General features: G+C 34.3%; 15 protein-coding genes. 12 read left to right on the top strand and 3 right to left on the bottom strand.

Features of this window, described 5'->3' with window-relative positions:
• Nucleotides 1–11: 11 nt before the first annotated feature.
• On the bottom strand, nucleotides 12–701 hold the full coding sequence (locus tag ABD745_RS15460; protein WP_344831828.1) for a DUF3667 domain-containing protein: 690 nt from the start codon (nucleotides 699–701) through the stop codon (nucleotides 12–14).
• A gap of 86 nt (nucleotides 702–787) precedes the next feature.
• Between ABD745_RS15460 and ABD745_RS15455 the strand changes: the two genes are divergently transcribed.
• Together ABD745_RS15455 and ABD745_RS15450 are read left to right on the top strand one after the other, a co-directional pair.
• Nucleotides 788–1,549: a response regulator transcription factor gene (locus ABD745_RS15455; protein ID WP_344831825.1), complete on the top strand. Its 762-nt coding sequence runs from the start codon at nucleotides 788–790 to the stop codon at nucleotides 1,547–1,549.
• A 115-nt stretch (nucleotides 1,550–1,664) separates the two neighbouring features.
• Nucleotides 1,665–2,366 carry a CoA transferase subunit A gene (locus ABD745_RS15450; RefSeq protein ID WP_344831822.1) on the top strand — a complete coding sequence of 234 codons (702 nt, stop codon included), beginning with the start codon at nucleotides 1,665–1,667 and terminating at the stop codon, nucleotides 2,364–2,366.
• 69 nt (nucleotides 2,367–2,435) lie between these two features.
• Here the strand turns inward: ABD745_RS15450 and ABD745_RS15445 are convergent, their stop codons facing one another.
• Nucleotides 2,436–4,241 (bottom strand): ABC transporter ATP-binding protein, encoded by a 1,806-nt coding sequence (locus ABD745_RS15445; protein WP_344831820.1) that lies wholly within the window; start codon nucleotides 4,239–4,241, stop codon nucleotides 2,436–2,438.
• Between the two features lie 121 nt (nucleotides 4,242–4,362).
• Here ABD745_RS15445 and ABD745_RS15440 point away from each other — a divergent pair, with 121 nt between their 5' ends.
• Nucleotides 4,363–5,016 carry a 3-oxoacid CoA-transferase subunit B gene (locus tag ABD745_RS15440; protein WP_047398140.1) on the top strand — a complete coding sequence of 218 codons (654 nt, stop codon included), beginning with the start codon at nucleotides 4,363–4,365 and terminating at the stop codon, nucleotides 5,014–5,016.
• 243 nt (nucleotides 5,017–5,259) lie between these two features.
• On the opposite strand, the gene ABD745_RS15435 is transcribed toward ABD745_RS15440, so the two are convergent.
• On the bottom strand, nucleotides 5,260–6,072 hold the full coding sequence (locus ABD745_RS15435; protein ID WP_344831815.1) for a DUF4197 domain-containing protein: 813 nt from the start codon (nucleotides 6,070–6,072) through the stop codon (nucleotides 5,260–5,262).
• Nucleotides 6,073–6,177: 105 nt separating this feature from the next.
• Here ABD745_RS15435 and ABD745_RS15430 point away from each other — a divergent pair, with 105 nt between their 5' ends.
• The 9 genes from ABD745_RS15430 to ABD745_RS15390 all read left to right on the top strand — a co-directional run bounded on the left by ABD745_RS15430 (nucleotide 6,178) and on the right by ABD745_RS15390 (nucleotide 20,820).
• Entirely contained in the window at nucleotides 6,178–8,448 is a 2,271-nt protein-coding gene (locus ABD745_RS15430) for a glycoside hydrolase family 20 protein (RefSeq protein ID WP_344831812.1), read from the top strand.
• Between the two features lie 56 nt (nucleotides 8,449–8,504).
• Nucleotides 8,505–9,500, top strand: a complete 996-nt coding sequence (locus ABD745_RS15425; protein ID WP_344831810.1) for an isoaspartyl peptidase/L-asparaginase family protein — start codon at nucleotides 8,505–8,507, stop codon at nucleotides 9,498–9,500.
• Between the two features lie 101 nt (nucleotides 9,501–9,601).
• Entirely contained in the window at nucleotides 9,602–10,264 is a 663-nt protein-coding gene (locus ABD745_RS15420) for a copper homeostasis protein CutC (RefSeq protein WP_344831808.1), read from the top strand.
• A gap of 207 nt (nucleotides 10,265–10,471) precedes the next feature.
• Complete coding sequence (locus tag ABD745_RS15415) at nucleotides 10,472–10,849, top strand: GxxExxY protein (RefSeq protein ID WP_344831806.1); 378 nt, start codon at nucleotides 10,472–10,474, stop codon at nucleotides 10,847–10,849.
• The gene (locus ABD745_RS15410; protein ID WP_344831804.1) at nucleotides 10,850–13,333 is read left to right on the top strand and encodes a beta-mannosidase; all 2,484 of its coding nucleotides are present in this window, start codon (nucleotides 10,850–10,852) and stop codon (nucleotides 13,331–13,333) included.
• Between the two features lie 108 nt (nucleotides 13,334–13,441).
• A complete protein-coding gene (locus tag ABD745_RS15405) occupies nucleotides 13,442–14,350 on the top strand; it encodes an AEC family transporter (protein ID WP_344831801.1) in 909 nt (302 codons plus the stop codon).
• Nucleotides 14,351–14,728: 378 nt separating this feature from the next.
• A complete protein-coding gene (gene priA / locus ABD745_RS15400; RefSeq protein ID WP_344831799.1) occupies nucleotides 14,729–17,176 on the top strand; it encodes a replication restart helicase PriA in 2,448 nt (815 codons plus the stop codon).
• Nucleotides 17,177–17,336: 160 nt separating this feature from the next.
• Nucleotides 17,337–18,809, top strand: a complete 1,473-nt coding sequence (gene dacB, locus ABD745_RS15395) for a D-alanyl-D-alanine carboxypeptidase/D-alanyl-D-alanine endopeptidase (protein WP_344831796.1) — start codon at nucleotides 17,337–17,339, stop codon at nucleotides 18,807–18,809.
• Nucleotides 18,810–18,894: 85 nt separating this feature from the next.
• On the top strand, nucleotides 18,895–20,820 hold the full coding sequence (locus tag ABD745_RS15390) for a M1 family metallopeptidase (protein ID WP_344831793.1): 1,926 nt from the start codon (nucleotides 18,895–18,897) through the stop codon (nucleotides 20,818–20,820).
• The last annotated feature ends 24 nt before the right edge of the window (nucleotides 20,821–20,844 follow it).

Below are 20,844 nucleotides of genomic sequence, written 5' to 3'. Positions count from 1 at the left end.
TCTTTATACTGTTAGTGTTTTGTAAATAAGTCAATTAAAACCCCTAAAATCATTATTGAAATGCCGAATGTAAGCATTCCTAAGATGTAAGAAACAAAGGCTTTTGCATAACTCGCAAACTTTGTTTTATCAAAAAACTGTCCGACCGCCCAGGAAAAATAGATAAAGACAATAACTGCTGCAATCTGCATCAAAGAAAATTTGGTTAATCCCTCAAAAAGGGCAAAAACAGAGAATAGCAGCATTTCCATGCCAAGGATAAAACAGAGGAGGATTAATATTTCAAAAAAATTATAATCATATTTTCTGAAAAATATTTTTAACCAAAAAGCAATAAATCCACCCATTATGATATTTGAATATCCGTAATGACTTTGAACCCAATTATTAATGGCATGTATTTGCGATTCTTTTGCATCATCAAATTTGATATAGCCTTCTTCGATATGAAAGAATTTACTGATTAAAGTATAAATTAATGATGTTACAATAATGAATATAACGGGTTTTACAAGTCTGCTCCGGTTTTCATTGATGAAATTCTTAATGTTGTCTCCCGGTCTTATCAATAATTCCCGAATGGTGTATAAAATACCTCTTTCAAAATGTAAAACATGTTCAATTTCATGGATGATATAACGTCCGTCGATTCTTTTGGGCTTCACAGTTTGTTTACAGTTGGAACAAAATTCTTCACTCATGGCTAAGGTAAATTTTAAATACAAAAAAAGATAAATGATTTTAAATACACTTTACACTTTTGTTTAGTTTTTGGTACTTTTATCAGATGGAAAATGAAAAAAGCTCATTATTCAACAGAAATAAAATAAAAACAATAACAGATGAGGATAAACTTCAGCTTGATAATTATTTGGAAGTCGTAAAATCTTTTGCAAAAATAACCTATCAAAGTGTTTATGTGATTGATTATGAGGAGTTAAAATTTGAATATGTTTCAGATAATCCTTTGTTTTTATCGGGATATTCTTCCCAGGAAGTTCTTGAAATGGGCTATGAATTTTATTTTAAGAATGTACCCAAAGAAGATGTAGAATTATTGAATCTGATTAATGACCTTGGATTTGATTTTTATGATAAACTGCCTCAAACTGATGAAAGAAAGTTATACAGCATTTCTTATGATTTTCATTTAAAAGGTAAATATGATAAACCGATTCTTATTAACCATAAATTGACACCGCTTTTTCTTAACGGAAAAGGAGCTGTCTGGAAATCATTATGTATTGTGTCTCTTTCACATAATCAAAAGGCGGGGAATGTTGCCATACATAAACAAGGTTCAGATGTATTTTGGAAATTAAATCTGTCAAAAAAAGTTTGGATTGCAGAAAAGAAATCAAAACTCAAGGAAAAAGAACTGGAAATACTCCGATTATACGCTCAGGGATTAACGATCAATCAAATTGCAGAAAAAATATTTGTTTCACCTGATACTGTAAAATATTACAGGAGAAAAATTTTTGAAGCTTTTGAGGTTAAAAATTTTACAGAAGCGCTTTCTTTTGCAATAGATAATAAGATTATATAATTTTTCCTTAAAACAGACTTTTTGATAAATAGAAATTGAAAATTCAAATAAATTCCTGAGTAACGTTGATATGAGAAAAATTATTAAATTTAGCCAACAGAAAATCTAATGTTTCATGATAGATAAAAGAGTAAAAAATGCAAAGGAAGCCATCGACGGAATTAAGGATGGAATGACTTTAATGTTGGGTGGATTCGGACTTTGCGGTATTCCTGAAAACTCAATTAATGCTTTGGTAGAGAGTGATGTAAAAGATCTAACCTGTATTTCAAACAATGCGGGAGTTGATGATTTCGGATTGGGATTATTACTTCATAAAAGACAAATCAAGAAGATGATTTCTTCTTATGTAGGAGAAAATGCCGAGTTTGAAAGACAAATGCTTTCCGGAGAATTGGAAGTTGAGCTTACTCCACAGGGAACTTTAGCGGAAAAATGCAGAGCGGCCCAGGCGGGAATTCCTGCTTTTTACACTCCTGCAGGTTTCGGAACTGAAGTAGCGGAAGGTAAAGAAGTAAAGGATTTCGACGGAAAACCTCATATTTTGGAACATGCTTACAAAGCAGAATTTTCTATCGTTAAAGCCTGGAAGGGCGATCACGCAGGAAACCTTATTTTCAAAGGATCGGCAAGAAACTTCAACCATCCGATGGCGGGAGCTGCAAAAATTACCATCGCTGAGGTTGAAGAATTAGTAGAACCGGGAGAATTAGATCCCAATCAGATTCACATTCCGGGAATTATGATCCAGCGAATTTTCCAGGGAGAAAAATTTGAAAAGAGAATTGAGCAGAGAACAGTTAGAAAAAAAGATTAAACATCTTTGAAAAATATTTAAAATAAAAAAAGTAAAAGCGCTGAAAATATTTTCAGCGCTTTGTTTATGTTATGCTTCGGGCGAAATAAGCATTTTTCTTTCTCCAATCTGTTGTCTCCACATCGCGTAATACAAACCTTTTTCGGCAATCAGATTATCATGAGATCCCATTTCTATAACTTGTCCGCGTTCAAGAACATAGATCCGGTCTGCATGCATGATTGTGCTCAAACGGTGTGCAATAAGAACCGTAATTTGTTCTTTTTCTTTGGAAATAGCTTTGATAGTAGAGGTTATTTCCTCTTCAGTAATACTGTCCAACGCTGAAGTAGCTTCATCAAAAATCAATAAATGAGGTTTTCTTAAAAGTGCTCTTGCAATGGCAATTCTTTGTTTTTCACCGCCGCTCAATTTCAGTCCGCCTTCACCGATAACGGTTTCAATGCCTTTTTCTGCTCTTTCCAGCAATGCAGTACAGCTTGATTTCTGCAAAGCAATGGCCAGATCAATGTCTGTAGCATCAGGATTTACGAAAAGAAGATTTTCTTTGATGGTTCCTGCAAAAAGCTGGGTATCCTGGGTTACAAAACCAATTTGATTTCTCAGTTCATCAAAATCAAATTCTTTCCCATTAATAGAATTGTAAAAAATATTTCCTTCCTGCGGTCTGTACAGCCCAACCAGCAATTTTACCAACGTACTTTTCCCGGAACCACTTGGTCCCACAAAAGCGATGGTTTCGCCATTTTTAACATCAAAAGAAATATTATTCAAAGCTTTATATTGAGCAGATTGATGTTTGAAAGAAACATGCTTAAATTCCAATTCTTCGATAGCACCAATTTGTTTTGGATGAAGGGGCTTTTCTTCCACTTCTTTTTTCATTAAATTATCAAAATTAAAAAGAGACGCTTCAGCTTCACGGTAAGAAATGATGATATTCCCGATTTCCTGCATCGGTCCGAAAATAAAAAATCCATAAAACATCAGAGACAAATATTGTCCGGGAGTCACAATGTTTTTAAAAATTAATAATAACAAAGTCATGGTAATCATCTGTTGAAGAAAATTCACCATCGTACCCTGAATAAAACTTAGAGAACGGATACTTTTTACCTTTCTAAGCTCAAGCCCAAGAATCTTGTACGTGTTATTATTTAAACGGATTACTTCCTGATTGGTTAATCCTAAACTTTTAACAATTTCGATATTTCTTAAGCTTTCTGTTGTACTTCCGGCTAAACCCGTAGTTTCGGAAACGATGTTTTTCTGAATACTTTTGATTCTTTTGCTCAATAAATTGGTGATAAATGCAATCAGAAAGATTCCGCAGATGTAAACAGGCATAATCGACCAATGCAAACGAATTGCATACACAGAAACGAAAATAATACTCACCAAAATTCCGAAGAAAATATTAATAAAACTGGTGATAAATTTTACAGTATCTTCTCTTACTTTCGTTAGAATCGACAGGGTTTCACCACTTCTTTGGTCTTCAAATTCCTGATAAGGTAGTGCCATCGAATGTTTTAAACCATCTGTAAATATTTTCGCCCCAAACTTTTGAGTGATTACACTTACTGCATAATCCTGAAAAGCTTTAGCAATTCGGCTTATCATCGCTGTTCCGATAAGTAGTCCTAAAAAGTAGAACACACCGTGGTAAATTCCGTCTCCGTATAAATATTGGTCAATATTTCTGGGTAAAAGTTTTTCTTTATCAAAAAAATTAGGATGCGTAACCAGTTTATCAAGGATATTTCCTGTTATAGCTGGTGCAAATAAAGAAAAAACCTGATTAATGGTTGCCAATAACAAAGAAAGGATGATCAACCATTTGTAAGGTTTAAGATATTTTAAAAGTACTTTCATTTCTAATAAATAATTTTGCAAAATTAGAGATATTATTTTGACTTCTGATGTTAATAATTTTGAATAACAAGACCTTTTGTATTCAAGTGAAAATATTTAAATTGCAGGCTAAGTTTTTACTATGCTCACAAAAGAACAAATTGCTAAAAGAATTTCAAAAGAACTCAAAGACCGTTACTATGTAAACCTTGGAATAGGAATCCCCACTTTGGTCGCCAACTACGTTCCAGAAGGTATTTCCGTAGAATTTCAGAGTGAAAACGGGGTGTTGGGAATGGGACCTTTTCCTTTTGAAGGTGAAGAAGATGCAGACATCATTAATGCCGGAAAACAAACGATCACTATTCTGGAAGGAGGTTCATTCTTCGATTCCGCTTTCAGTTTCGGGATGATCAGAGGTCAGAAAGTAGACCTTACGATTCTTGGTGCAATGGAAGTTTCTGAAAACGGAGACATTGCCAACTGGAAAATTCCGGGGAAAATGGTAAAAGGAATGGGTGGCGCCATGGATTTGGTAGCTTCTGCAGAAAATATTATCGTTGCGATGATGCACGTAAACAAAGCAGGAGAAAGCAAAATTTTAAAAAAATGTACACTTCCTTTAACTGGCGTAAACTGTGTAAAGAGAGTAGTGACAGAATTAGCAGTTTTAGACGTAACTCCGGCGGGTTTCAAATTGGTTGAAAGAGCTCCGGGAGTTTCGGTGGAACATATTATCCAATCTACAGAAGCAGATCTGATCATTGAAGGAGAAATTCCTGAAATGCAATTCTAAATAAAAAAACCTTGTCAATCGACAAGGTTTTTTTATGAATGGACATAGGAAATCGTAGCGTTAAGAAAATAAAATCTGTGAACGTTAAGAAAATTCTACTGTTTGAGTGTGGGACAAATATTCAACCGAAGTAACAATATTAAATCCGCACGAGTTTTAGAATTTTTAGAGAACAGAATTTATTTTTAGCGAAGAGTTCCAGGTCTTGAATTTTTGTTTCTTTTGTTTCAAGACAAAAGAAATTTACTTTCCATCTTGAGCTCCAAAAACCTTCTGCAAAATACTCGTCGTTCTCATAGCGGGTGTATTTCTGATTCCACTTTCTTTATCAGCAACCATTTTGAAAACCCCGTTAATGGTTTCTGTCGTTACATATTCATTAAGATCGGTTGTTACAGCTTGTTCTGTCAATGTATTGTACTTTGAAATAATACTTTTCCATAATGTATCTGCGCCTACTTTTCCAAGAGAAGCCTTTACTTTCGGCTGAAAAGCTGTAAACAATTGGCTTTGAGTTTTTGTCTGTAAATAATTGGTTGCAGAATTATCACTTCCCAGTAAAATATTTTTAGCATCCGTAATCGTCATTGAAGTAATTGCTTTTGTAAAGATCGGAGCGGCTTCAGTTACGGCATCTTCTGCAGCTCTGTTCAATAATTTCACCCCTTGATCAGCCAAGCTTCCCAAGCCAACAGAGCGTAAAGTGGTGTCAATTTTTCGTAATTTTTCAGGCATTAAAATTTTTACAGCTTCATTTTTCAGGAAACCATCAGTAACACCCAGTTTTTTCACCCCTTCAGTTACACCAAGACTTAATGCTTCTTTTAATCCTGAAGAAATCTGTGTAGAAGTAAGACTTCCCAAATTAATAGGAGAGGTTGAGGTTGTCGAGGTTTTTGTTGAAGTTGTAGTAGTGGTAGAACCGGTTGTCGTTTTAGGATTATTCAGGTCGATGCCTGTTTTATCTTTTACTGTAGATTTTATTACATCTAAAATTTGTGCTTGCGCAGAAACTGAAAAGAATAGTATTCCAGCCAATAAAATTGTTTTTCTCATTATATATTTTTTGCAAAATTAGATGTTTTATTTTTTAATAAGTTAAAAAGGTTGGACAAGTTTTTCAGAAAATAATTATCTTAGCCAAAACCTTAATTGAATTTAATGATACGTGCTTTCTTAGTATTTTTAGTATTAGTTTCAAACTTATTTTATTCTCAAAAAAAACTGAATTTAATTCCTTATCCGCAAAAGGTTGAATTAAAAACAGGGAATTTCGAGATAAGTGAGAGTACACTTTTCGTGGGTGACAAAAAATCTAATGAATACAAATATTTTATTGATAATTTTAAAAAAATCTATCCAAAAAATTCATCTGCAACCCCCAAAAAAACAAAACCAAATTTTATTTCTCTACTGTTAAATAAAGATTTAAAAATTGATAATAAAAGAGAGTTTAATTCAAATTACATTATAAATGTTAGCAACGAAATGATTATGGTTATTGGAAAGGACCCTGAAGGTCTTTTTCAAGGCATTCAAACTCTTTTACAATTAATAAAAACTTCAAAAGACGGAAAAATTCCCGCTCTCGAAATCCAAGATTCCCCAAAATTCCAATGGCGCGGAATGCACTTAGACGTTTGCCGTCATTTTTTCACGGTTGAAGAAGTGAAACAATATATCGATTATTTAGCAATGTATAAATTGAATACATTCCATTGGCATTTAACGGACGATCAGGGTTGGAGAATCGAAATTAAAAAATATCCGAAGCTGACCCAGATTGGTTCAAAACGTAAAGAATCCATGATCGGAGCTTACGTTGATAATAAGTTTGACGGAAAGCCTTATGGACCTTATTTTTACACTCAGGATCAGATTAAAGAAGTTGTAAAATATGCGGCAGAAAGACACATTACTGTAGTTCCGGAAATTGAAATGCCGGGTCACGCTTTGGCGGCACTTTCGGCTTATCCGGAGCTGGCTTGCACAAAAGGACCTTTCGAACCAGCTACAAAATGGGGTGTTTTCGACGATGTTTTTTGCCCGAAAGATGAAACTTTTAAGTTTTTAGAAAATGTTTTGGATGAAGTAATGGCACTTTTTCCTTCGCAATATATTCACATTGGCGGAGATGAATGTCCGAAAACAAGATGGAAAGAATGTGCTCACTGTCAGCAATTAATAAAGAAAAATAATTTGAAGGATGAACACGGTTTGCAAAGTTATTTTATCCAAAGAATTGAAAAATATGTGAATTCAAAAGGAAGAAAAATCATTGGCTGGGACGAGATTTTAGAAGGCGGACTGGCTCCAAATGCAACTGTAATGAGCTGGACTGGTGTAAATGGCGGAATTGAAGCTGCAAAATCAGGACATTTCGCTGTAATGACTCCTGGTTCTTATTGTTATTTCGATCATTATCAGGGAGATCCGCAATCTGAACCGAATGCTTTTGGTGGATTTACCCCTTTAGATAAAGTCTATTCTTACAGTCCGATTCCGACAGAATTGAATGAGGAACAGGCAAAATATATTTTGGGAGTTCAGGCGAATTTATGGACAGAATATATTGAAGATTTTAAGCAAGTTCAATACATGATTTTCCCAAGATTAATGGCACTTTCAGAAGTTGGTTGGGGAACGTCCGATCCAAAAAATTATAAGGAATTTGAAGGAAGAGTGATTGATCAGTTCAAAGTGTTGGATAAAATGAATGTGAATTATGCAAAAAGCATTTACAACGTTTCCGGAAAGGTAATTCCTAATAATGATGAAGTTTCTTATGAACTTTCAACTTCACAAAACCCAAGCGGAATTCGATATACACTAGACGGAACGGATCCGACTGCAAATTCTCAGGTGTATCAAAAACCAATTCCGGTTTCAAAGTCAATGATCATAAAATCAGCTTATTTTGAAAACGGACAATTGAAAAGTGCAGTTTCTTCTCAACAATTTACGACCTCAAAAACTACAGGAAAAAATATTACGTTAGAACAACAGCCGAGCGAAAATTATTCTTTTGGTGGAGCCTTTACTTTGGTCGATGGAATTATTGGAAATCAAAGACAGTTAGGAAAAACTTGGTTGGGTTTTCAAGGAAAAGATGTTGTCGCGACAATTGATTTTAGACAAAAGACTAATTTTACAGAAGTTTATTTTAATACATTAGAAAACAAAGGAAGCTGGATTCACATGGCAAAATCTGCACAGATTTTCGTTTCTGATGATAATAAAAATTTCAAAATGATTAAAGAAATCGGAAAAGACGAGATCCAAAATGCAAAGGGGAAAATCAAATTAAACGTAGGAAATCAAAATTCAAAATACATCAAAATTAAAATAGAAAACGCAGGAATTATTCCGGCTGGGAATCCGGGAGCAGATTCAAAAGCTTGGCTTTTCGTTGATGAAATTGGAGCGAATTAAACTATTACGGTTTTTCTAAGCCCTAGTTCCTAAATACTAATACCTATTAAAAAACAATGAACTCACGCAGAAAATTTTTAAAAAATACAGCATTGGCATCTTCAGCATTATTGTTGAATCCATTGGATTTAATTGCTAAAGGTCTACCCGAAACTCATAATAAAATTATCAACAAGCCGATCGTCATTTCCACATGGAATTTCGGGTTAAAAGCCAACGAAGAAGCCTGGACGATTTTAGGGAAAAATGGGCGAGCTTTGGACGCTGTTGAGAAAGGTGTTCGCTTGGTTGAAAATGATCCGACTGAAAGAAGTGTCGGTTACGGCGGTCGTCCCGACAGAGACGGAAGAGTGACGTTAGATGCTTGTATTATGGATGAAAATTATAACATCGGTTCGGTTGCGGCTTTAGAAAATATCAAAAATCCGATTTCTGTAGCGAGAGCCGTGATGGAAAAAACGCCACACGTGATGTTGGTGGGTGACGGAGCTTTACAATTTGCAGTTTCTCAAGGCTTTAAAAAAGAAAACATCTTAACTGCCGAATCCGAAAAAGAATGGAAAGAATGGCTGAAAGACAGCAAATATCGACCTATCGTAAACATTGAAAATCATGATACAATAGGAATGATCGCTTTGGATGCACAGGGAAACCTTTCCGGAGCTTGCACAACGAGTGGAATGGCTTTCAAAATGCACGGGAGAGTAGGTGATTCTCCAATTATCGGAGCAGGTTTATTCGTTGATAATGAAGTAGGTGCAGCGACGGCAACAGGTCATGGTGAAGAAGTAATCAGAATGGTTGGAACCCATCTGGTTGTTGAATTGATGCGACAAGGCAAAAGTCCGCAACAGGCTTGTAAAGAAGCAGTTGAAAGAATTGTACAGATTACTAAGAGAAGAAATAAGAATTTAAAAGATATTCAGGTTGGTTTTATTGCTTTGAATAAAAAGGGCGAATATGGGTCATATTGTATTCAGGATGGATTTAATTATGCCGTTTATGACCAAAAAGGAAATCGTCTGGAAAAACCTGAATTTGCTTTGAAATAATGATTAAGAAATTAGAAATTAGAAATTAGAAATTAGAAATTAGAAATTAATTTTCCTAAACCCTAAACCCTAAACCCTAAACCCTAAACCCTAAACCCCAAATGTCAAAAATAGAAATAGCCTGCTTCAACCCCGAATCAGCCATGATTGCTTTTGAAAACGGAGCCGACAGAATAGAATTATGTGACGGATTAAGCGAAGGTGGAACAACGCCAAACTTTGATATAGCAAAACAACTTCGAGAAAAAATAAACATTCCGATTTTTGTGATGATTCGTCCTCGCGGTGGAGATTTTACGTATTCTGATGCCGAGTTTGAGCAGATGAAAGAAGAATTAATTCAGTTAAAATCATTAAATGTTGACGGTTTTGTTTTCGGAATTTTGGATGAAAATGATGAGGTGAATATTGAACAAAATAAAGCTTTAGTTGAGTTAGCAAATCCTTTTCCTTGTACTTTTCATCGTGCCTTCGACAGAGCAAAAGATCTGGAAAACTCTTTAGAAAAAGTAATTGAATGCGGTTTTAAAACAATTCTTACCTCAGGTCAAAAACCTAATGTTTCTGAAGGTAAAGAAAATCTTAAAAAATTGGTAGAATTATCCAACGGAAGAATCGAAATTCTTATCGGGGGCGGACTTCGTTCAATCAATATTGAAGAAATCAGAGAGGTTACAAAAGCCGGATATTTTCATTCTTCCGCGATTACTGATGGTGGCGCTTTTGCAAGTGGGGAGGAAGTTATTGCTTTGACGAATAAATAATAATGATAATTTTTTAACGCAAAGATTTTATTGAAATTTATATTTATTTAAGAGAGCAAAGAATTGCGACAAAGTCGCTGATTAAGCTGCATGGATATAATATTGGCTTCATAAAATCAATTTTTAATTGATTCTTCTTTGCCCGCTTAAAGCTTAATAATAATTAAAATTAAATCTTTGCGTTAAAAAATAAAAACACAAAAACAAATGACAGAAAATGAATTATCTTATAAAATAATAGGTTCAGCTATCGAAGTACATAAAAATCTTGGAGTAGGGTTATTAGAAAATACGTATGAATCGGCTTTAGCATATGAATTAAAAAAATTAGGATTCAATGTAAAACAACAGGTTTACTTGCCTTTACAATATAAGGAAATAAGTATCGAAAATGCTTATAAAATTGATTTACTTGTTGAGGACAAAGTCATAATTGAAGTGAAATCAGTATTGGAAATGCATTCTGTTTTTAATGCACAATTGTTAACTTATTTAAAATTAACAAACATAAAACTTGGACTTCTCATCAATTTTAATACAACGCTTATTAAAAATGGAATTCACAGAATTGTAAATAAATTATAAATGAAAAAATCCATACTTTTTGTTTTCTTTTTCATTCAAACATTAATCAATGCTCAGTTTTCCGAGCGAAATTTATCCTACGAAAAATGGCAATTCAAAAATACCAAAGAAAATAAATGGCTGATCGCCACAGTCCCAGGAACAGTTCATTTGGATTTGATGAATAATAAAGTAATTCCCGATCCTTACAAAGATGAAAATGAAAAGAAAGTTCAATGGATAGAAAATGAAGATTGGGATTATCAAACAACTTTCAAGATTTCAGAAAAAGAATTGCAAAATCAGAATATTGATTTGGTTTTTAATGGGTTGGATACGTTCTCAGAAATTTATCTGAACGGAAAACTGCTGATAAAAACAGACAATATGTTCAGAAAATGGGAAATTCCTGTTAAGCAAAATTTAAAAATTGGCGACAATTTATTGCAAATCAAATTCAAATCTGCGGTAAATGTAGGAAGAGAATTGGCAAAAAAAGTTCCTTTCACTATGCCTGAATCTCCAAGAAGTTTTGTGAGAAAAGCTCAATATCAATTCGGATGGGATTGGGGGCCGAGACTGGTTACAGCCGGAATCTGGAAAGATGTCAAACTTAATTTCTGGAATAATGCTAAACTCGAAAATATTAAGATCGAGCAAAAAAGTTTAACAAAACAAAAAGCAGAGTTAAATATTCAAACAGAAATTTTTGTCGAAAAAGAAGGAAAATATACTTTTTCAGTTAATAATCAATCAAATAATTTTCAATTAAAAAAAGGAAAAAATACAATTCAAATTCCTCTTGCAATCAACAATCCAAAACTTTGGCAACCCAATGGATGCGGTGATCCGAATTTGTATGATATAAAAATTTCTTTGCAAAAAGATTCAAAATTTTTAGATAATAAAACTGAAAAAATTGGGTTAAGAACCATTGAATTGGTTCAGGAAAAAGATACAAAAGGAAAATCGTTTTATTTTAAAGTCAACGGAAATCCAATGTATGCAAAAGGAACCAATTGGATTCCTTCCGACAGTTTTACACCAAGAATTACCAAAGAAAAGTATCAAAAACTCATTAAAGATTGCAAAGATGCGAACATGAATATGATTCGTGTCTGGGGCGGAGGAATTTACGAAGACGATGAATTTTACAAAGCCTGCGACGAAAACGGAATTCTGGTTTGGCAGGATTTTATGTTTGCGGGAAGTTTTTATCCGTCAGATGAAGAATTTTTAAATAATGTAAAAGAAGAAATAAAAGATCAGGTCAACCGACTTCAGAATCATGCATCCATTGCTTTATGGTGCGGGAATAATGAAATTGATGAAGCCATCGTAAACTGGGGATATCAGAAACAATTTAAATATTCAAAAGAAGATTCTCTGCAGGTTTGGAAAGATTATAAAAAAGTTTTTCATGAAGTCATTCCGAATACCATTCATGAAGTTGCAGCAAAAGACAAGTCAATTTATTGGGAAAGTTCACCGTCAATCGGTTGGGGACACAAAGAAAGCCTGACTGAAGGAGATTCTCATTATTGGGGAGTTTGGTGGGGTGAACAGCCGTTTGAAATTTACAATGAAAAAGTTCCGAGATTTGCTTCGGAATATGGTTTTCAGGGAATGCCGACGTTGGAAATAACAAAATCAATGTTTTCAGGAACTCCGGATTTAAGTTTAGAAAACGAAACGATTAAAGCTCACGAAAAACACTCGAGAGGCTGGGAAATCATTAATTCGTATATGAAACGTGACTATAACGTTCCGACAGATTTTGTAAAATATAATTATGTCTCTCAGCTGTTGCAAGCCCGTGGAATGCAGATCGCGATTGAAGCGCATCGCCGTGCAAAACCTTACAATATGGGAACTTTGTATTGGCAGCTTAATGATTGCTGGCCGGTGATTTCGTGGTCGTCCATTGATTATCTGGGAAACTGGAAAGCGTTGCATTATCAGGTTAAAAGGAGTTTTGAAAATCAGGTGATTTTGGCAGATGAAAAAGACGACGTATTAAATTTTTATGCAATTAATGATGGTTTGAAAAATTTTGAAAATATTTTTGTTGAGATTAAAGTCATTGATTTTAATGGTAAAGTTTTAGACGAAATTACGACTGCTCCAGATGGGAAAAGGTTAGAAGAAATTGTAAAATTTGATCCGATTGAAATTGAAAATTTAATTTCTGACTCCAATAAAAATGCAGTCTTTTTAAAATTAACTTTAAAAGATAAAAATGAAAAAATCATTGCTCAAAATAATTATTTCTTTTCAAAACCAAAAGATTTGAAATTAACAAAACCCAACATCCAAATCAAGAAAATTTCTCCGACAGAAATTGAAATTTCCACGGATGTTTTGGCAAAAGATATTTATTTAATGGGAGATACGCATTTCAGTGACAATTTTTTTGATCTACTTCCAAAAACCTCAAAAAGAATTACCCTTTCAAAACCTTTGGAAAAAGTTGATGTGATGAGTCTTTGGGATACGATGAATTAATAATAGTATTGTCACAGAAATCGGAATAACAAAAAAACTATGTAAAAAATACCAGTTTTCATTTTCAACTAGAAAATCAGCAGTAAATTTGCATCATATCTTTCAACTATGGTAAATTTTGTTCTGATCGCAGTGTGCATTATCGCAGGAATGATTTTCAAAGCAACAAAATCTATCCATCCTGATGCGCACAAAGGCATCAATACATGGATTCTTTATCTGGCGCTTCCTGCAGTTTCGTTCAAATATCTTCCGAAAGTTCACTGGTCAGTAGAAATGCTTTTCCCAATTGTAGCCACTTTTTTGACATCAGTTTTCTGTTTTTTCTTCATGATGTTTTATAGCAGAAGCAAAGGATATTCAAGACGATCCAGAAGTACATTGGAGTTGGTAAGTGGTTACAGCAATACTTCATTTGTCGGTTTTCCGCTGGTTGCTGCATTTTATGGCGAAAGTCTCTTAAGTATTGCCATTATTTGTGACCAAACGATGTTTTTTTCACTTTCTACATTAGGAATTATTGCAGCCTTAAAAGGGGGAAGCAAATCAGGAAAAGTAAGTGCAAAATTTATTGTAAAGAGATTAATTACTTTTCCGCCGCTTGTTGGTTGTATTTCTGCATTAATTTTATCTCAATTCATCGATTTTACTTTAGCAGAACCATTTTTCGATAAACTGGCAGCAACCGTAAGTCCGTTGGCGCTATTTTCAGTCGGATTACAATTAAAATTCAATGGCTGGGAAAAATTAATTCCTCAGATGTCGGTTTCAATGTTCTATAAATTAATTTTAGCTCCTGCCATCACTTTAGGATTGGCTTTATTGCTCGGAATAAAGGGAAATATCGCAAAAATTACCATTTTTGAATCTGCAATGCCTGCGGTTCTTACCTCAAGCATCATCGCAGAACAGTTCAGGTTGAACACCAAACTCACCAATTTAACCATCGGATTCAGCATTATTATAGGACTTTTTACTTCCGCATTTTGGTATCAGATTATTGAATTCTTGTTCTAAATAAGCACTCTGTCATTTAAGAAACAGAAATTTATTATTTATAACCGCTTAACCACCAATTATTTTTAGGAGCTTTTTCCGGCTTTCCACTATATCTTTTTGGTTACGGGCTCCGCTTCGCTCCGCCCGCAACCAAAAAGGATGTCGCTGCAATCCGGGCTAGGGCTGAAGTCATTAATTTCAGCTTCTGTCATTGCGAGGAGCGTAGCGACGAAGCAATCTCATCAAAATAATGAAAAAAATCTTACATAAGCTACTTATAAATTTACAGTTATGAATAATTAAAAATTGCTCCGTCACTTCATTCATCGCAATGACCTAAACAAAATATTGCAGTTCTGTAAAGAAAAATCTAATTTTACACTTTAAATATTTCCCTTGCAATACGCTCAAATAGTTTTACCGTTAAATTTAAAAGGATCTTTCACCTACAAAGTTCCTGACGAAATTATATCTGAGATTCAGGTAGGAATGCGTGTTTTAGTTCCGTTTGGCGGTAAGAAAATTTATACGGGAATTGTTTTTGAACTTCACGATAATGCGCCTGAAAACTTCGTGGCAAAAGAAGTCATCAGTATGTTGGACGATAAACCAATCGTTCCGCAAGAGCAGATTAATTTTTGGAACTGGCTTTCAGACTATTATTTGTGCGGATTGGGTGAGATTTACCGTTTTGCATTTCCTTCATCTTTAAAACTGGAAAGTGAAACTTATTTAAAATTAAAACCGAATGTAAAGGTTGATTTTGAGAATCTGGATGTCAATGAAATGTATCTTATTCAGGCTCTGGAAGTTCGACAGCTGATTAATTTAACGGATATTGAAGCTTTTATTCCGAAAAAAGATATCATTAAAACGATTAATTCATTAATTGATTTGCAATACATTGAAATTGATGAAAAAATTGCGGAAAAATATAAAGCAAAAGAAGTTGCTTATGTAAAAATTAATGATGAGATTTTAAAATCTCACAATCTTACAGAAATACTTTTAACATTAAAAAGAGCCCAGAAACAGAAAGATCTTTTCCTGCATATTTTAGAAAAACAGACAGAAAATCCTGATTTGCATATCAAAAAATCAGAACTTTTTGAAGACGGATATTTTGGAAGTTCGCATTTCAAATCTTTGGCAGATAAAAATCTTGTTGAAGAATATTACATGCAAAAAGACAGGATCGAAAGTTATGAAGGTGAAATCGAAGAAATTGAAGAGCTTTCCGAAGCTCAGAGAGACGCAAAAGCTGAAGTTGATAAAGCCTTTGAAGAAGGAAAAAATGTATTGCTTCACGGCGTGACTTCATCAGGAAAGACACATATTTATTTAGAAAAAATAGAAGAGTGCATTCAGGAAGGAAAGAATGTGCTGTTTTTGCTTCCCGAAATTTCTTTAACTAAACAAATTACCCAAAGATTAGAAAAAAAATACGGTCGACAGCTTGGTTTTTATCATCAAAAACTCACTGATTTTGAACGTGTGGAAGTCTGGAGAAGAATCCGGCAAAATGATATTAAAATTCTTATCGGAACCCGAAATGCTTTGTTTTTGCCTTACCAGAATTTAGGCTTGATTGTTGTTGATGAAGAACATGATTCTGCTTATAAACCGAGAGAAGTTTCTCCTTATTTTAATGCAAAAGATGCTGCATTGGTTTTGGGAAATTTTTACAAAGCGAATGTTATTTTAGGTTCTGCAACACCTTCAGTTGAAAGTTATTACAATGCCCGAAAGGATAAAATGAAATATATTTTCCTTGAAGAACGTTTCGGAAATGTGAACCTCCCTGAATATGAGTTGATTAATTTTAAAGAAGCTCAGGATTCCAAAAAAGTATCGGGAAATTTTTCTCTGCATTTAATTGATGAAATTAAGAAAACTTTAGAAGAAAAAAATCAGGCTATTGTTCTCCATAACCGCCGTGGTTATGCGAATGTAATTGAATGCGAAACTTGTGGTTATGTAAATTACTGTTCAAATTGTGATGTTGTAATGACCTATCACAAAGCTGCCAATGAAATGAAATGTCATTATTGCGGTCAGCGAGCTTCAAAACCAAGAACCTGCCCGAAATGTTACTCTGAAAACCTGAATGAAAGAGGAGTAGGAGTCGAACAGATTCATGAAGAAGTTGCAAAATTATTTCCTGATAATGAAGTGGATAGAATGGACGTAGATTCCATGCGAAAGAAGTTTGCCTACGAAAAATTATACGAAAAAATTGAAGATCGGGAAACGGATATTGTTGTCGGAACGCAAATGATTTCCAAAGGTCTGGATTTTGATCATATCGAATTGGTGGCGATTCCTAAAGCGGATTCCATGCTTTATGTTCAGGATTTCCGGGCAGAAGAAAGAGCGTATCAATTGATTACACAGGTTTCCGGACGTGCAGGACGGGTTTCCGGAAAAGGAAAAATTTTAATTCAGACTTTTAATCCGGATCATTCTGTTTTTCAGTTAATTAAAATGAATAATCCTGCGAAGGTTTACAAATATATTTTAACGGAGCGTCAGAAATTTCATTATCCGCCTTTCACAAAATTAATCATGATTGAGCTGAAGCACAGAAAAGAAGATAAAGTAAATCGTGCTTCTCAATTCTTAGGTTCGATTTTAAGAAAATATCTTCCGGAAGATTGTGTTTTAGGACCGGAAAAAGCTCAGATTGCGAAACTTAACAATTTATACCAATTTCAGATCATGCTTAAGCTTCCGAGAGGCAAAAAGTATGAAGAATATAAGAAGCTGGTTTTGATAAGTTTAAAAGAATTTGAAGAAATTACTGCTTATCAAAGTATTAAAAAAGACGTTTTTGTAGATTTTTAACAATTTTTAACAAACTTTATAGAGTTTTTATCATAGTCTACAGAACTACTATACAACAATATTTTCTACATTTGGTCGTTGATTATATGTCTGGGTGCTTAACTTTCAATTTAACCAATTGATTTTTAGCCTATCCAAACTGTGACAAAATGAAAAATAGATGGTAAATTTCAGAAGATATATTTCAAGCGTTGCGGTACTGGCTTCAGGTTTTTTCCTTGCACAGTCTACCGTTTCTACAGTTCTATATTCTCCGGCTTATGACAATCAAAAAAGCAGTTTAAACCTACCTTCTCCCATCACTTCGATGGTTGAGAAAGCTATTTTGTCGCCTAAAGAGCTTGTAGATATTAATGTAAACACAATGATGACCGACCCGGTTCTGAAAAATGCAACCTGGGGATTCGTAGTGTACGACCCGAAAACGAAGAAGGTAATTTCTTCGTATAACGAAAATACTCCATTAGTTCCGGCTTCTACAACAAAATTATTGACCACAGAAACGGCAATGAATCTGTTGGGTGAAAACTATCGTTGGAATACACAGTTGGAATACTCCGGAAGTATTGATGAAAATGGAGTTTTGAATGGAAATCTTTATGTTGTAGGTAGTGGTGACCCATCTTTGGGTACAAACAAAGCAGGAGCTTGGTCTTACAGAGATATCGTTTCAGATTTCATAGGCGGGCTTTCTCGTGAGGGAATCAGGAAAGTAAATGGTGATATTATTATTCAGACAGCGCTTTTCAAAGGTAATATTGCAAAGCTTCCGGAAAATGTTGTTTGGTTAGAGAACAATAATTACTATTTGCCGGCTGGTTCCACTCATGAAATTAATCCTGCAAATGAAAAACTTCTTGTGAAAAAAGGAAACAGTTTCTCAGGAGATAAGAAATTCTTTTATGTTTCTCCGTACAACAAGCAAATGGTTTATGCAGACAAATATGAAGGTGACGGAATTTTAACAACAAAAATACCTGATGCTCCGGCTTTCCTTGCCAATTCTTTCAGAACAACTTTGGTAAAAAGCGGGATTGCTGTAACCGGAAAAGTAACGCCTAAAATGACTGATGCAAATCCTGAAAACAGAAAATTGGTTTCAGCGTACAAATCTCCGACTTTGGGTGATATTATTTTTTATACCAACCAACACAGTGACAACGGTTTGGCAGAAGCATTATTGAAAACAGTTGGTTTCCAGAGTTTTGGTGATCAGACGACTGATTCAGGTAGAAAAGTGGTTACAGAACATTTGAAAAATGAAGGTTTCGATATGATTGGTCTTAATTATATGGACGGAAGCGGACTTTCAAGAAGTAATAATGTAACTCCGATCGCTCAGGCTAAATTTTTGACTTCTTTAATGGACGAAAAATATTACAAAACATATTTGACTTCATTACCGGTTGGCGGACAGTCGGGAACATTAAAAAGAATGTTTAACGGTCTTGGAAACGGACAGGTTTTTGCTAAAACAGGAACTTTAAATAAAGTAAAAACGTTGGCAGGATATATGAAAACCAATTCTGGCAAAACTTTGGTGTTTTCTTTAATGGTTAATAATTATTCAGGATCTGTAGATATGGTGAAGAAAAGAATGGAAAAGATTCTTGAGCCTGCATTGGATTTATAGAATTATTAAAATTTAATTAATATAAAAGCCTTTTAATCAATGATTGGAAGGTTTTTTTATATCTTTGATATAATATAAATTAAGTATGAGAAAATTTTACTTTTTACTTTTGAGTGTTTTTGCTTTTCATCAATCTTATGCTCAGAATGATAATGTTGAAAGGAAAGGTCTGATTGCAAAGGAAATGAAATCTTTTGCCAATAAAATGGCTGTCGGAAACACCAATCCGAATACTTTAAATTATGATTTGCAGTACCAAAGAATGAATGTTACCATAGATCCTGCAGTGAGAAGTATTTCGGGTTCGGTGACTTCTCATTTCAAGCCTAATCAAAGTATGAGCAGTATTTATTTTGATCTGGATAATCAGATGACGGTTTCACAGGTTCAGTATCATGGAAATACGCTTGTTTTTCAACAACTGGCGATGACGAAAGAACTTAAAATTAATTTTCAGTCTGCACTTCCTGCCAATGTTTTGGATTCTCTGACGGTGACGTATTCCGGAGTTCCACCAACGGCAAACAACTCTTTTTTTAACGGAACACAGGGAGGGACAGCAGTTTTATCAACGTTAAGCGAACCTTACGGAGCACAGGACTGGTTTCCTACAAAGCAAAGTCTGAATGATAAAATTGAAAGATTTGATTTTAAAATTACTACACCTTCTCAATATAATGTTGCGTCAAATGGAAAATTAATGTCTGAAACAGCTCTTCCGGGCAGTCAAAAGCTTACTTTCTGGAGAACTCAATATCCTACCGCAGCTTATCTTATTGCACTTTCAATTACTAATTATGTTAAATTGACTGATACAATGGGAACCCCTCCTTTTCCTTTTATAAATTATGTATTCCCTTCAACTGCTGCCAATACAACCAGTATGAGCAATATAGACTGGACAAAAACAATTATGAATACTTTTGAAACCTATTTCGGACCATATCCTTTCAGGAATGAAAAATATGGACATATGGAATTTCAGGCGGGTGGCGGAATGGAGCATCAGACAATGTCTTCATTAGGATCATGGGGGAGAGGATTAATTGCACATGAGCTTGCTCATCAATGGTTTGGTGATAAAGTAACTTGCGGAGCATGGAATGATATTTGGCTGAACGAAGGTTTTGCAACTTTCGGAGAACATCTTGCTAATGAAAAACTGTTAATGACAAATACCGAGTTTCTAAATTATCTGATGGTGCAGAAAAATTACGTTACTGGTGCGCCGGAAGGAAGTGTTTATGTGGCGGATTCTAACTTAACGAACGTTGGAGCTATTTTCAGTGGAAGGTTATCTTATTCGAAAGGTGGATATGTTTTAAGAATGCTGAAATGGATCTTAGGAGACGCAGCTTTTTATCAGGCACTTCAGGAATATCATACAAGACCGAATCTGGCTTATAATTATGTAAGAACTCAGGATTTGAACGCATCTTTATTAACATCAACAGGAAGAGATTTTACAGAATTTTTCAATGACTGGATTTATGGAGAAGGTTATCCTATTTACGATATCAGATGGAGACAGTCTGGAAATACAGTGACCTTTAAAGCATCGCAGACACAAAGTCATCCATCTGTAAGCTTTTACGAAATGCCTTTACCGATTAAAGTAAACGGAACAGGAGGTGAGGTTGCTTATTTTGCCTTAAATAATACTACAAACAACCAGTATTTTGTACAAACGGTAGCTTTTCCGGTGGCAAGTGTAGAGTTTAATTATGAGTATCAGATTTTAGAAAGAAATTCAACAGTTACTCAGGATAATACATTAAGTACTTCAGAATTGAATAAAGAACAATTTGCTTTGTATCCAAATCCTGCGAAAAATGAGATTAATATAAAAGGAATTGATAAGCCAACAGATTTTACCATTTATTTTACAGATGGAAAATTGGTGAGAAAAGGAATGTATCAACCTGAAAAATCAATTAATATTTCAGAGCTCGTTCCCGGAACTTATATATTTAAGATAAAAGATAAAAATGTAAAGTTTTTAAAGAAATAAAATGCAGCCTTCAGAAATGAAGGC

The organism is Chryseobacterium ginsenosidimutans (assembly GCF_039536845.1).
Taxonomy (GTDB): Bacteria; Bacteroidota; Bacteroidia; order Flavobacteriales; family Weeksellaceae; genus Chryseobacterium; species Chryseobacterium ginsenosidimutans_B.
The sequence above is the reverse complement of the archived record's forward strand: the minus strand, read 5'-3'. Positions and strand labels throughout refer to the sequence as shown.